This window comes from Dendronalium sp. ChiSLP03b (assembly GCF_034531165.2).
In the GTDB taxonomy this organism is placed as follows: domain Bacteria; phylum Cyanobacteriota; class Cyanobacteriia; order Cyanobacteriales; family Nostocaceae; genus Dendronalium; species Dendronalium minutum.
In genome coordinates, this window is the sequence record NZ_JAVRBR020000075.1 from 63188 (window position 1) to 77596 (window position 14409).

Consider the following 14409-nt stretch of genomic DNA (forward strand, 5'->3'; position numbering starts at 1 on the left):
TTTTTTGTCAATCTAAAAAATATCTGCTGGGTCTAATTTACGTAATTTATTAGTAGATAAAAATCCAGAAACTAAACACATTAAAATTGCCGATGTTAATACTAGAATTGCCTTTTGTATATTCATAGCAACTGGTAATTGAGTCATATTTTTTGCAATATCATACAAACATATAGATATGGCAAAACCTGGAATATAACCTAGAGTTCCTAAAATTAAAGCTTGTTGAAAAACTACAATCAATAAGTATTTATCTTTAAACCCCATTGCTTTTAAAGTTGCATATTCAGCTAAATGAGAAGAGATATTGCTATAAAGAATTTGATAAATCACAACTACACCAACAAAAAATGCCATAAACACCATTAAGTAAAACATAAACCCAATCGGTGTTCTGAGAGTCCAATAATCTTTTTCCATTTTAATAAATTCCTGGCGAGTAACAACTTTCACATCTTTAGGTAGCTTGGCTGACAAATTTGCTAAAACTTTTTGAGGGTTAGCATCAGGTTTAAGTTTAATTATGCCTATATCTATATTTTGTACTGGACGATCTGGGAATATTGCGAGGAAAGTTGAGGTACTAACAATTAAATTTCCATCTACTCCAAAAGAAGGCCCTAAGCTAAATAAGCCACCAACTTGAACTTTATAGCCAACGAATGCAAGATAGCCGAATATTTCAACTTTCACAGATTTTCCTTGCTCGAATTCTTTAGCGATCGCTCCAAACTCCGGTCTTGAAGCACGGTCAAATAAAACCATGTTGGGAATTTGTAGTAATTTTAATTTTTCCTGGACATCTGACATTGTAAAAACTGATTTTACTGGGTCGATACCAATTACATACATTGGAAACTTTAAACCATTAATTCTATTCTTCAACTTGGCAAATTGCATATATAAAGGGCTAACTGATTCTACGCCTTCAAAGCCTAATGCTTGGTATAAACGCCAGCGGGAAAAGCTTTGATTTGATGTTAAAGATTTATATTGAGCGCTGATTAAAAATAAGTCTCCTTGTAGGTTATTATGCAGTTTAGTTGCACTGACATAGAGCGCATCTTGGAAACCAATTTGCATAAACATTAAAACGGCGATAAAAGCAATTCCAGCTAAAGCTACAAGAAAACGAGATGTTTGTCGGGATAATTGTAGCCAAGCTAGAGGTATATTGAGAATCATCTTAAAACCTCATGTGATACAGATTAGTGACAAAATAATCGATCGCGATCGCTCACTGTTGATAGTCAATTATCAATAGTTTAATTGAGTTAATACAACTGTTTTTGGAAGTTTATATATCAATCAATACCTGCACCTGTAAATCAGTAAGAGCATTAACTTGCTGATTATCTGCTTGGCTATCGATACGAATTTTCACATCAATTACTTTATTATCTGTGTCTGCTTGTATATTGTTATTGAAGATATTTTGTTTGCCAACTCGTAAACCAATATCTGTGACTGTTCCCCGTAACGTCCCTGAAAAAGCATCACTAGTAATAGTGGCAGATTGACCTAAACGCACTTTTTTGATGTCAGTTTCATAGACTTCTGCTACTATATACATCTGCTGTGTGCGACCTAATTCAGCTATTCCCATACTGCTAATAATTTCTCCAGGCCAAGTATTAATTTTCAGGACTTGACCATTGAGAGGAGATCGTACAGAACTTAAATTTAGGTCTGCTTGAGCCTGTTTAACTGATGCTTTTGCACTCTCAACACTAGTTTGTACTGCCTGCACATCGGTAGGACGAACCTCAGCGATACTCTTGAGCTTGGCTATAGCCTCTTTTAACTGCTTTTGAATAGTTTCTACAGTGCGGTTAAAAGAAGCTTCAGCCTCATTGAGCTGCTGTCGAACAGTTTCGACTCGCAAACGTTTAGTGTCTAAATCAGAAGCTGAAATTGCACCGTTTTTGTATAACTGTTGATATCGTTGATTTTCGCTTTCAGCATTACGAAACTCTGCCTCTAAACGAGCAATTGTTGCTTTTTGTGCAGCACTTTCTCCGCGCATCTCAGCTTCTAAGCGAGCAATTGTTGCCTTTTGTGCAGAGATATCTCCAGCTTTCGCCCCTGCTTTGACTTGGTTAAGGCTAGCTTGAGCAACTGACACTTGCTTTTGGGCTTTTTCTAAAGCTGCAAGACGGGGATAATAACTGTCAAGAATTGCAACTACTTGCCCCTGACGCACCCAATCTCCTTTTTTTACTAACAGTTGTGCAACTCGAACACCCCCTTGGGAATCAGGAGCAGACAGACGAATAACTTCTCCTTGAGGTTCTAAACGTCCTAAAGCAGCAACAGCCGTCATGATAGGAGAATTGCTTGGAACAGTTGGAGTCTGTAATTTAGAGGCCAAATGAAATCTTGAAAGGCTGTAGAGAGAAACTGCACCAGTCACTATAGCCGTAGCAGTTACCAAAATTATCGACCACCAACCTAAAGGTTTTGTAAATGACTGCCTTTGTTTATTTACCATAATTGTCTTTTCTAAGTTAGCGATGTCTCTTGACTCGCTGAGTGGGGAGTGAGGGGACAAGGTGAGACAGCGCTCTTGGTAGGGTTTGCCTCTGGAGCCACTTCTGTGCGGTGAGGCAGCCCCCGTCTTGGATGCTACTTGCTACCCTGCAGGTTCTCCATTCGCGCTAGCGTCTTCGTAGGAGAAGGAGTACAAGCCGGGGAACCCCAAGTGGAGGAGGCAGTGCGTTGCGGGGGTTCCCCCCGTTGTGGCAAGTGGCGTGGGAAACCCGCCCACGCGCCTGCCTCCCCGTTGTAGCAACTGCCGTCAAGTGGCGTAAGAGGCTACGCGACCGAGCGTCAGGAAGACTGCCGAACCCGGAAGAGGTTACCCCCGTTGTAGGCGGAAACCTTCCCGCAGGTTAAAAGCGGTATCAGGCGACTGCGTTAGCGAGCCTGCAAGCGTCACCCGAAGGAGAGACAAGGAGAATAACTCTTGCCTCCTGACTCCTCGTCCAGTACATGACAATGAGTTGAAAAGCTCGGATGATGGAACTATCGAAACAGTATCCATCAATCCGTTAGCAGAATCGGCTTCAGTAGAGGCATTTAGTACTTGATTTATCTAACAAAATATATTTTTATTTGTTAAGCACTACCTCTCTTTTATTTTTAACGATTGCTAAGTATTCACTGCGAGTTCCATCTACTCGGTAGTGATCGCAAATTTGGCAGAGTTTCAAAATATCCAATCGACTGAATACTTTTTGATGTTCAATTCCATTGTCATTTCTCCAGCGCCAGAAAGTTGTCCGGTCAATGCGGCGACTACTTTCAGGCCACCTTCGTCGGGATAAGAAATCTACTAGTTCTTCTTCATAAAAAGAGTAGCCTTTTGGCAACTTAAGAAGTTCTTCTCTTAACTCAGTTAGCGGTATGAGTGGATCTAGCTCAGATAGTCTCATGCCAGCAAGCCCTTATAGTTTTGTGTCAATCAAATTATGCAGAACGCTTTATGCAGCACGGTGTCATCGCATTAAGTTGCATTGCTCTACTGTACAGTTTAGAGCGGAAGGAATGATGAGGTAATAAGGTGAATTTATATTTATATTTTCCCTACCTCTGTATCTCCACTCTTCACTTATCGAGCAATATGGAGTTACATTATTCAATGACACACAATAAACTAATTGATACTCAATTGCAACCCATATGCAACAAATTTAATCATCAAAAAAGTGGTATTTTGAATACAAAATTTAGAGAATACTTGTGCTAGTTGAATAAGTATACACAGTATTATGTCCCCGCCGTTATTCATCAACTCAAAATTAATGATTTGGTCGTTGTATAGTTATTTTGTCTCATTTATTTTCATTCTAGAGGTATAGCTTTAAGTGGCTAATTTTACATTGCAGTTTAATTTACTTTGAAAAAATAAAATTTTAAAAAAATCAGCTATTTGATAGATGTCTGGTTTATATTAAAAATCAATTGTATTTTTTTGTAAAAAATTTAAAACTAGGCTAAATGCTTAAAACAAATATCTTTTTAGTAAGTTTTAAATTAAAAGTTGTGCAATTTATATGCAACTTTGATAATAATTTTACGCTATATGAGATATTAATAGATAAGAGTTTTAACAGCTATGTAAGTGATAGCGATCGCCCCCTAAAGATTTTGGAGAAAATGAAACTACAGCGATTCATGCTTTCATTGCCAAGCTTTGATAATCATCGGCTGATTTTTCATGCAGCTCGCCAGACTCTTCGCAAAGCTGAGATGGCCCGCCTTGCAGTGCATGAATGGCTCAATTATCATGATTTTGAGCTAGAAGAATGGAAAAACAAAACAGCCTCTGAGCTTGGAATAAGCATTAGTGAGCTTGAACAAAAGCTATTAGCTGCTGCTCAGCGTCAACTGAAAGATCAAGGGTGAAGGATTAATTTGAATTGCATTTAAGTTGCATATTAGTTGCCATAGATAAGTAATCAGTCTAACATAAGCGCAAATGGCAGAATAAAGGATGAGAAAGAAATAACTATAAGATTTACACTTCTTCTTTCTTCTCATCAGGAATACAAACTTTCAAATTTATCCGATGGATGCATAACGAAACGTAAAGTATCTTTTTTTGAGCCACCAGATTTATCCGCAGGTTATCTTGCATCATTTATACTTTACGTTTCCTACTTAATACTAGATAATTTCATTAAATTTGTATAGTGCAATATGAAGCAAATAATTCTGAAAAAGCTTTGCTCAAGCTCATATAATTAAAGAAAACTATGTCTGATAAAAATACCCAAACAATTATCAACAAAATTAAAGTTCCATATGTGCAGTGTGAAGAAAATGCCTTTGCTGATGTTATTAATCAGCCGCTCATTTTAACTCCTGCACCTTTAGAATCGGAGCTACGAACCTATAGTATCCATCGTCGCATCTCACTGATTGAAAATCCCTTTTTGCTGGATCATGTTATTGCTAATTATTCAGTATTACCAGCCACCTGTGCCTTGTCTTGGATGATTAATGCTTGTGAAGCACTATATCCAGGTTATAGATGTTCTATTGCCAGAGATTTCAAGGTATTAAAAGGAGTCATTTTTAATGACACTCTAGCAAGCGAATATATTTTAGAGTTGCAGGAAGTTTCTAAAAGCCATTTTGAATCTATCGAATTTCAAACTACGATTTCGAGTATAAATACCGAAGGAAAAATTTCTTATCATTTCCGTGCTTCAATCAAAATAATGCGAGAAATACCAGTTATTCCCATTTATGAATCGGTGAACCTTGCTGAGGATAACATCATCACCACTAGTAAAAATTTTTATCAAAATGGAGATTTATCGTTATTTCATGGTTCAGCATTTCAAAAAATCACTAGAGTCTTAAATATTAGTCCTGAAAAAATTACTGTTGAATGTTTATGGCAAGAAATCACAGCCGAGCAACAAGGACAGTTTCCTATAAAATGGTACAATCCTTATACGGCTGATTTAAGTACCCATGCTTTGTGGATTTGGTTAAGCCATTTACATCAGAAAGTTTGTTTGCCTGTACAGTTAGGACAATCGGAACAGTTCGCAATTACACCATACGACGAACCTTTTTATGTTTCTTGTGAAATCAGACAAAAAACGAAAAGTAGTGTAACTGCTAATTACATCACCCACAATCGGCAAGGACAGGTATACACACGCGTCTTGGGAGCTAAAGCAATTGTTTTGTCTAGGCAATTATTAAAGCATAAGTAATACTATTTGGTATTTTAGATTTCGCGAAAAGTTGAGCCAGTCGCAATCCTGGCGGTTGCGATAGCGCAGCGTTAGCGAGTCTTCTCCCAACCCAAGGAGAGAGCTACGCGTAGCTTGCTTCCCCGCAGGGGTACGAGCGTCAAAGGTAGCTACGTAGGAGCATCGGCAGTCCGATCTTGGTAGTTTTTTCAAGACAGATTTTGGATGATGAAATAATTAGTGGTAATCGCTTTTCATAAATTTTTCTGTTGCCTTCATTTTTCAAATTGATGTAATTACTTTTCAGCTTTTAGCAAGTCTACAGCTGTATAAATGCTTGCAAATTATGAGGTGATTATTGAACAAAGAAAGCTTGAAGGCTATTTGGTTTTAGTCATTTCTGTTAAGCGCTACGATACACCCAACAAAACGCGATCGCATCTATGCAGTCATTCATGCTATTACTTTCAAGTAAGCCGATCTTGATGAGACAACTATTACCCAAGTCTGCAAATAAGTTTTTCAGCAAGTACGTATTGAATCCCCAGAAGTTAACTATTTAGAAGTTTGCGCTAAATTACTGTTTTAACTTTTAGTTCCATAGATTTAACCATATCCTCAACAAAGAACAAAACCTATGAATACAACCGATATTTTGACCGATCTTCAGCAACAAGGCGTACATATTTGGGTTGAGAACGAAACATTAAATGTTCGTTCTCCTAAAGGAGTATTAACTCCAGACATTAAGGCACAAATAGTTGCACACAAGCCAGAAATTGTGGCGTTTCTGCGTGGCGATCGCAATCTATATCAGAGTTATTCTAATGTACAACTTGCTCAAAGTTTAAGTTTAAAAACAATTGGTCGTTTAATTGGTGAAGTTGACGAAAAATTCCCTAGCGATCGCCAACAAACAATTATCGATCCTAAATTCATGGCTCAAAGATTAACTGTTACTTTTAGACCTCTACCAAAGGGATACAAGAATAAAGAAATTACAAAATTTCGAACAGAGCTAGAACAGCAAATGCTCTCATATGGAGTGAAAGTTCAACCTTGGAAACAGGCTACAAAAGAACTATACTATGCAATAAAAATACCATTTATTAATTGGACAAAAAATATCAAAGCCAGGGTAGTCAAAACAGAAATTAATGCTGTAATCGATGTCGATAGGTTACCTTCTTTCAGCAGTCGTGCGAAGGAATTTTTAGTAAATAAGCTTTATCAAATCTATTTTTACATTTTTTTAAAGTACCAAAAAACATTGAATTCAGAAAAAGCTCGATTAATTAGTTGCACTGAAGAATGTGTGGCAAAGTATCTTGAAGATGCAACTAATACTCAAGTAATTAGCATCACAGACTTAGACCGAGAATTTGTTAACTGGCAAACTCCCTACTACAAAAAGATGAAGATTGGCTTGAATACTTTAGCCAAAACATTTTCACAAATCGCGATTGGAGTTTCTTCTTCTCAAATTTCGATTTTTGATATCAATCTGTATGATTATGTATTTTCTAAGTATGAAATAAATAACTTTGTATCAAAATCACTAATTCCTAAAGTCTACAGTTCTATGTTGCCTCTGCAATTGAACAAATTTAAAATAGGAAAATCTAATTTCCAGAAGTCTAATTATGCAAAAAAACTAGTTAGCTTAAATAGCCATCTTGCAGACATAAATTTATTTACTTCCGATTCAAAGCTGAATGAGGTAATCAGAACAAACTCTCATAGAGATATAGCTAATAGCAGATCTGGTCTTTCTTACAGCTTTTTCGCTTATGCTGAACCACCACATTATATTGGTGAACTTGAGATAACTGAGAGAGATTGGGAAAGCTTATATCCCATTGCAGAATTCAATACTAACGAAGTCCGCCAAAATTCAATAGGTAGACGATATTTAAAAACTCAGATTCGAGGAGAATATAAGTTCAAACAGATTCCTGATATTTGGATTTTAAGCACTCGTCCTGGCTCAAATCAAACAAATTTGAGTCTTGAAAGTGACATTCTCAGAATTGGTTTGACAGATAGGCTATTACTACAGTTACCACAGGGGCTAGATTCTGAATTAGTAGATATTAAGCCATCTTATGATATTTATGTAATGCTTGCTATGAGTCTTGCTACAGCTTTGTACGTACCAGAAATAATTAGAAATGGTGCGCCAATTGTTCATTTCCATGGGTACCCAGCATTTGAATGGTTTAAGTCGAATGAATATTGTATTGGAGTTCACAATTCTTCAATACCTTATGGAAGTTATAAATCTGGAATATTCAATTTTTTGAGAATTTCAAGTCTAGCGAATCAATCACTAAGAAATCTGAACTTAATTAGTTTGGTAGAACCCGATCGCGGCACAAGTTTCATCGCCCATGATTTGGAATATTTAGTTTCAAGGTTAAAAGCTGGATGTGCAGAAGGGCAAATTGGACTAGGTGAAAAACATTTTGCTTCTCTGAATAAGAAGCTGAGCGATCGCGGAGTTCAAATGAGCAAACGAGAGTTAATCGCTTAAACCCACAGATCTAATTTTGTTGAGGTAATTCTATAAACAATAAAGATGTTTGTTTAGCTTTGATTTTTAATTACCACTTGGTGCTTTTTCTATTAATTTAATAAACTTCTGTGCCAAATTTTCTTTAAAATAGTACTCGCACCAAAAATCAGCAACTTCTAGCAGCATCGGAACGGATTCAGGAATTAACCCAGTTCCATATTGAGGCTCATAGCCTTCTACAAGCTCTCTAGCTAGTTTATAAGCATAGTGGGTAAAATCTCGCTCAACAAAACAGCGAATAGCATAATCTATTTTAAGTAAGTTGCCGCTCTTGACAAAATGTACAGTAGTCCAAGAGACATTACGGTAATCATCTCCTTGCAGCTGATCGATTTGCCTCAATAGCTTCCAGAGGGATTGCTTACCTTCAAGAGTGGGAGTTTTAAGATAAGACTCCATCTGAGCAATGGCATCAGCAATTAAAGTTTTATGAATCTCCCACTCTTCCAAATTGAGATTACTGGGACAGTCGGCACTGTCCATTTGTTGTTGAACGCGTTTTGAGAAGTGAAGAGCAAATTGCTCGGTGGCAACTTCATCCCGGCAAAGACTTTTGATACTAGTTAATCGAGTGATAGGTAGAGCAAACCTGATATTTGGGCTACGAAGTTCTTGAGCAGTTTGCACCCACTTTTTAATTTTCAGGCCGTAGACACGGAGTTGCGGGTCAACAGACATGGCTTCTTGGGGAATTTTTTGTTATGGACTGAAACACTGAGTTAACCGCATTTTGCATAGACTCTATATGATGAGTAGCATTGATTAAGTAAAATAACGGTATTAATTTTGTTAAGTTAGTTATGTAATTGAATATATATGTCAGAATATTTACGGTTATAATAACCAAGCACTCAGGATACATTAATAACTATAAATCATAGTATCAAGCTAATAAGCTGATTAATTAGTTCAAAAAAGCATGAAGGATAAGGGGTCTACATACCTTTTGAGGTTTGGTCGTAAATTAGACTCACAATTTCCTTCACATTTTATCCTTAAGTGAAGACTCTTACCGTAAATTAGGTTTTTATGACGGAATTTTTACATAATTTTTTTTTACTAGCCAGTTCGTTCCTCATGGACATTGCTACCTTTGGAAGCCAGAATTGGTGGGGTTGCATGTCGTCTCAGATTCGCTAATTACACTGGCCTATTATTCGATTCCAGTTATGTTGGTCTATTTTGTCCGCAAACGACCAGATGTGCCATTCGACTGGATTTTCCTCATGTTTGGTACATTCATTATTGCTTGCGGCACAACTCACATTATGGATGTGTGGACGCTTTGGCATCCTACCTATTGGCTATCAGGATTGATTAAAGCAATTACTGCCTTTGTCTCTATATCTACAGCCCTAGAACTAGTGTCATTAATCCCTCAAGCACTTGCTCTGCCTAGTCCTGCCCAATTAGAGGAAGCTAATCACCAACTAGCAAAGGAAGTTGCTGAACGCAAAAGAACTGAGGAGGTGCTAAGAGAAAGCGAACAACGCTGGCAGTTAGCTTTGCGCGGGAATAATGATGGTATTTGGGACTGGAATGTTAAAACAAATGAAGTGTTCTTTTCGCCTCGTTGGAAGGAAATGCTCGGATATGAAGAGTACGAGATTTCCAACAATTTAGATGAAAGGGTTACACGAGTGCATCCCAACGACGTTGAGTGCGTAACCAAAACAGTTCAAGATCATTTTGCCAAAATCACACCGTTTTACATCAACGAGCATCGAGTTTTATGTAAAGACGGCACTTACAAATGGATTTTAGATCGGGGTCAAGCACTATGGGATGACAATGGTAATGTAGTGCGGATGGTAGGCTCACATACTGATATTAGTGAGCGTAAGCAAACAGAAGAAGCTTTAAGCAACTTACTCGACCAATTAGAAAACAAGGTTGAAGAACGAACGGCAGAGCTAACAAAAATTAATGAATCACTACAAGCAGAAATCTCTGAACGTCAGCGAATAGAAGAGGCATTACGGGAAAGCGAACAGCGATTTCGCGCTGCATTTCATCAAGCTGCTGTTGGCATTGCCCATGTAGGAATAGATGGACATTGGTTATTAGTTAATCAGAGGCTTTGCGATATTGTCGGTTACACACCTCAAGAACTACAGTTACTAACTTTCCAGAATATTACCCACTCAGACGATCTGGAAGCCGATCTACAATACGTTAACCAGATATTAGCAGGTAATATTCAAACTTACTCCATGGAAAAGCGCTATTTACGCAAAGATAGTTCCATAGTCTGGACTAATCTCACCGTATCTTTAGTGCGCGAACCTTCTGGGATGCCAAAGTATTTTATTGCAGTTGTCGAAGATATTAGCGAACGACAAGCGGCATTACACGAACGCAAGCGGTCAGAGGAGCGACTCCAAGCATCGCTCAAAGAAAAAGAAGTACTCTTGAAAGAAGTTTACCATCGCGTCAAAAATAATTTGCAGGTTATTTCCAGTCTGCTCAGTCTGCAATCGGAATATATCAAAGACAAACAAGATATAGAAATATTCCAACAGAGCCAACAGCGCATTGCATCAATGGCTTTGATTCACGAAAAAATGTATCAATCGCCAGACTTGGCAAAAATTAACTTCAGTGAATACGTTCAAGATTTGGTAGCAAGTTTATGTACTTCATACGAAAGAAATGCAAGTGCGATCGCCCTCAATATCAATATTGAAGAACATATTTTACTAGGATTAGATACAGCAATTCCGTGTGGATTAATTATCCATGAACTTGTTTCCAATTCTTTAAAATATGCATTTCCCGCAGGTAGAAAAGGCGAAATTAGCATCGAAATCAGGGAAATTGTTGTAGGTGAAATTTTACTAAATGTTAGAGATAATGGTATTGGCTTACCATCAAATTTCAATTTTACAGATGTAGCATCATTAGGTTGGCAATTAGTAGATGCTTTAGCCAGCCAACTCGCAGGAAATATAAATATTAACAGCGACATCGGAGTAGAATTCCAAATAACATTTCCAATAATATAAATATATAGGAATAACATATGACCAACACAAGCATTTTGGTTGTGGAAGATGAAGCTATTGTTGCTAAAGACTTACAAAATAGATTAAAAAAATTTGGCTATATAGTTCCTGCTATTGCTTCATCAGGACAGGAAGCAATTAAGAAAGCACTAGAAATTCGTCCAGATTTAGTGTTAATGGATATTAGATTAAAAGGTCAAATGGATGGTATACAAGCAGCCGAAGAAATTAACAAGCATTTAGATATACCGATAATTTATCTAACTGCTTATGCTGATGACCATACTTTAGAACGAGCCAAAGTTACAGAGCCATTTGGGTATCTACTCAAACCTTTTAAAGAAAGAGAACTCCAAACTAATATTGAAATAGCACTGACAAAACATAGACTAGAAAAGCAATTAAAAACCAGCCAAAAATGGCTAAATACACTCTTGAAAAGTATCAGTGATGGAGTGATTGCTAGTGATATCCAAGAATCAGTAACGTTTATGAATACTGTTGCTGAAAATCTTACCGGATGGAAACAGGAAGAAGCTTTTGGTAAAAATTCATCAGAAATATTCAATATTGCAAATGCAGAAACTCGTAATCCTATTGAAAGCCCTATAAAAAAAGTCCTTCAAGACGGTGCTATCGTGGGATTGCCGATAGAAACTATTCTAATTACTAGAAATGGTATAGAAATACCAATTGATGATAGTGCTGCACCGATTAAAGATGACAAAGATAATATTACAGGTGCGGTATTGATATTTCGGGACATTACTGAACGCAAAAAGGCGATAGAGGCTCGTAAAAAGCAAATTGAGCAAGAGCAATTGGTAGCACAATTGGAAGAACTTAATCAACTTAAAAATGATTTTTTGAATTTAGTTTCCCATGAATTGCGATCGCCTCTTAGCAACATGAAGGTGATGATACAAATGCTACAACTATCTGCCACACCTGAAGAAGCTCAGCGTTATCTAGAACTGATGGAAGCCGAGTGCGATCGCGAAATGGATCTAATCAACGATTTATTAGATTTACAACGACTGCAAACTTCATCATCTCTCCCCCTTACCTTCGATGCAGTCGTGCTACAACAGTGGTTACTTTGGGCGATCGAGCCGTTTCAAGCCCGTGTTCAGGAACGTCAGCAAACTCTAAAGCTTAATTTACCCTTGAATCTACCAACGCTATTCTCAGACAGCAATAGCTTAGAACGAATCTTGGCAGAATTGCTCAATAATGCCTGCAAGTATACCCCCGCCGGTGGTGAAATTATCTTAAGCGTGTATCACAACTCTTCTCAATCACCCCCAGCAACTATCATTACTGTCAGCAATTCAGCAGAAATTCCCGCAGCAGCCTTACCGCGGATTTTTGAAAAATTCTATCGCGTCCCAAATACCGACTTCTGGAATCAAGGTGGTACAGGTTTAGGACTAGCCATAGTCAAGAAGTTAGTCGAACAACTGCAAGCAAGCATTCAAGTTGAAAGCAGCGACGGATGGACAACGTTTACCCTCGCATTAACTGATTTAGGTAATTCCAATCAATAAACCATCCTGCTTCAACTCGTTCGCAGTTATCAGTCAACATCTATAAATACTGGAATTTAGTGCTGATGAAAAAACTCTCATTTGGTTGATTCTTAATGCCAGTTTACAAGAGGCGTGGGGTTCCCTCCGTTGTAGCAACTGCCGTCAACTGGCGTTCATGAGTCAGAATTCATACTGAATTCTATACGAAGTCGCAGATGAATAAGTAGTTTTAATACACCCGCTAAATCTTGAATTTAGCGTCTACAATGAGCAGCGGGTCTGAATCCCCCATTAATTGATTCTGAATTCTTTATTCTAGCTTCTGAATTCTTCTTCAATTCCCGCACAATTTATCAATGTAAGGCTTTATCATATTAGAGACTAGTTGGACACATCCTCTAGGAAGATGCCCTAAAGTAAGAGTAGCTCTACATTAATTCTGGTGTGTCGAATAACTGCTTTCTATAGAGGTTTAGCGCTAGCTAGACCTTTTTTATGAGTGATAAAAGAACGAGATATTAACTAATATATATTTTTACATCCACCTATTGGATGATGAATCACTCAACCTCAATAGCTAAATTGTTCTGATAGATTCTACTTCTACTTAGGCTTGGTGGTGAACCAAGCCTTTTTTTTGAGGTATAAGTTGAATAACTAGCTGCAATTACAGCAGTATAATTACAAACTAAATCTATTCTGGGCTACTTGGTTATGTGTGAAACAATATAGGTATTGAAACAAAGAATTAGCTTGTTTACAAGCTATCTTCTTATAAAGAATTATACATTTTACTCGCCAATTAAACAATAAAATTAGTCTAATTGAATATAGTAAGTATTCAACTACTGGTATTATATTGTTGAAAGTTGAACTGATATCTAGTTTGTCTCAATCAAAATATTTAAATATTTAGATAGCCCTTTATCATTTTTCAAGATATTTGGTTACAATCTATAGATAGATGTACTCAAATCATAGCATGTCTAAAGTAACAATATATGGTAAACTCTTGGTATTTATAGGCTTGGCTAAAAACCAAGCCTTTTTTATATAAAAACAGTTAGTCATCTAATTTTTTGCAATCAATAAATATATAAAAAATAAATTAAAAAAATTTAGTATAAATCGACTTTAGGTCAAAAAATGGCTTTATATATGAAAGCTTAGCAAACAGCTAAGCTTTCATATATAAAGCACGCAGTAAAATCACTACACTTACCATAAATATTATTTGTATCTTATCCATCTATAGATAGGGGAAATAAACTTTTTGGGGGGTTATGATTCGGTTTGTTAATGCCTGAAAAACGTGTATGCACCCTGGCGAAAAAACCAGGGTCTTCTTTTTTATAAGCATCCAAATTGATGAAATATACAACACAACTAATAAGTGGATAAAAGGGATGATAATGGTCGCCTACAATTCCACTCAGTTTCGACCTTACCCCTCTTTTATCACTTTGGGAGAACCCAATCGCTGAAAGCCTTTCGAGGCTTTAATTTCTAAGTTTTGGCTATAAATTTTAGTTACTGTTAGAAAATAAAGGCTCAAAGCTTGACTCAATCAAAGTTTCAGAATCTTGCTT

10 protein-coding genes and 1 pseudogene are annotated in these 14409 nt (G+C 37.0%); 7 read left to right on the forward strand and 4 right to left on the reverse strand.

All coding sequences use genetic code 11. From position 1 onward, the window contains the following. Window positions 1-12: 12 nt before the first annotated feature. On the reverse strand, window positions 13-1185 hold the full coding sequence (devC, locus tag RMY31_RS19130; RefSeq protein WP_322658974.1) for an ABC transporter permease DevC: 1173 nt from the start codon (window positions 1183-1185) through the stop codon (window positions 13-15). A 112-nt stretch (window positions 1186-1297) separates the two neighbouring features. Then, window positions 1298-2491: an ABC exporter membrane fusion protein gene (locus tag RMY31_RS19135; RefSeq protein ID WP_322658973.1), complete on the reverse strand. Its 1194-nt coding sequence runs from the start codon at window positions 2489-2491 to the stop codon at window positions 1298-1300. Between the two features lie 227 nt (window positions 2492-2718). Between RMY31_RS19135 and RMY31_RS19140 the strand changes: the two genes are divergently transcribed. Continuing rightward, entirely contained in the window at window positions 2719-2895 is a 177-nt protein-coding gene (locus tag RMY31_RS19140) for a hypothetical protein (protein ID WP_409878095.1), read from the forward strand. A gap of 215 nt (window positions 2896-3110) precedes the next feature. Here the strand turns inward: RMY31_RS19140 and RMY31_RS19145 are convergent, their stop codons facing one another. Then, window positions 3111-3434, reverse strand: a complete 324-nt coding sequence (locus RMY31_RS19145; RefSeq protein ID WP_322658972.1) for a hypothetical protein — start codon at window positions 3432-3434, stop codon at window positions 3111-3113. A 742-nt stretch (window positions 3435-4176) separates the two neighbouring features. Between RMY31_RS19145 and RMY31_RS19150 the strand changes: the two genes are divergently transcribed. The 3 genes from RMY31_RS19150 (at window position 4177) to RMY31_RS19160 (ending at window position 8244) form a co-directional block, all read left to right on the forward strand. Beyond that, entirely contained in the window at window positions 4177-4407 is a 231-nt protein-coding gene (locus tag RMY31_RS19150) for a hypothetical protein (RefSeq protein WP_322658980.1), read from the forward strand. Between the two features lie 350 nt (window positions 4408-4757). Then, on the forward strand, window positions 4758-5732 hold the full coding sequence (locus tag RMY31_RS19155) for a polyketide synthase dehydratase domain-containing protein (RefSeq protein WP_322658971.1): 975 nt from the start codon (window positions 4758-4760) through the stop codon (window positions 5730-5732). Between the two features lie 616 nt (window positions 5733-6348). Then, window positions 6349-8244, forward strand: a complete 1896-nt coding sequence (locus RMY31_RS19160) for a hypothetical protein (protein WP_322658970.1) — start codon at window positions 6349-6351, stop codon at window positions 8242-8244. 66 nt (window positions 8245-8310) lie between these two features. Here RMY31_RS19160 and RMY31_RS19165 read toward each other — a convergent pair whose 3' ends face one another. Continuing rightward, complete coding sequence (locus RMY31_RS19165) at window positions 8311-8964, reverse strand: hypothetical protein (RefSeq protein ID WP_322658969.1); 654 nt, start codon at window positions 8962-8964, stop codon at window positions 8311-8313. A gap of 770 nt (window positions 8965-9734) precedes the next feature. Here RMY31_RS19165 and RMY31_RS19170 point away from each other — a divergent pair. The 3 genes and pseudogenes from RMY31_RS19170 to RMY31_RS19180 form a co-directional block, all read left to right on the forward strand. Next, window positions 9735-10622, forward strand: a pseudogene (locus tag RMY31_RS19170) (PAS domain S-box protein); the annotation flags it as partial. 75 nt (window positions 10623-10697) lie between these two features. Next, window positions 10698-11291: a sensor histidine kinase gene (locus RMY31_RS19175; protein WP_409878096.1), complete on the forward strand. Its 594-nt coding sequence runs from the start codon at window positions 10698-10700 to the stop codon at window positions 11289-11291. A 17-nt stretch (window positions 11292-11308) separates the two neighbouring features. After that, a complete protein-coding gene (locus tag RMY31_RS19180; RefSeq protein WP_322658967.1) occupies window positions 11309-12838 on the forward strand; it encodes a response regulator in 1530 nt (509 codons plus the stop codon). Window positions 12839-14409 lie beyond the last annotated feature (1571 nt).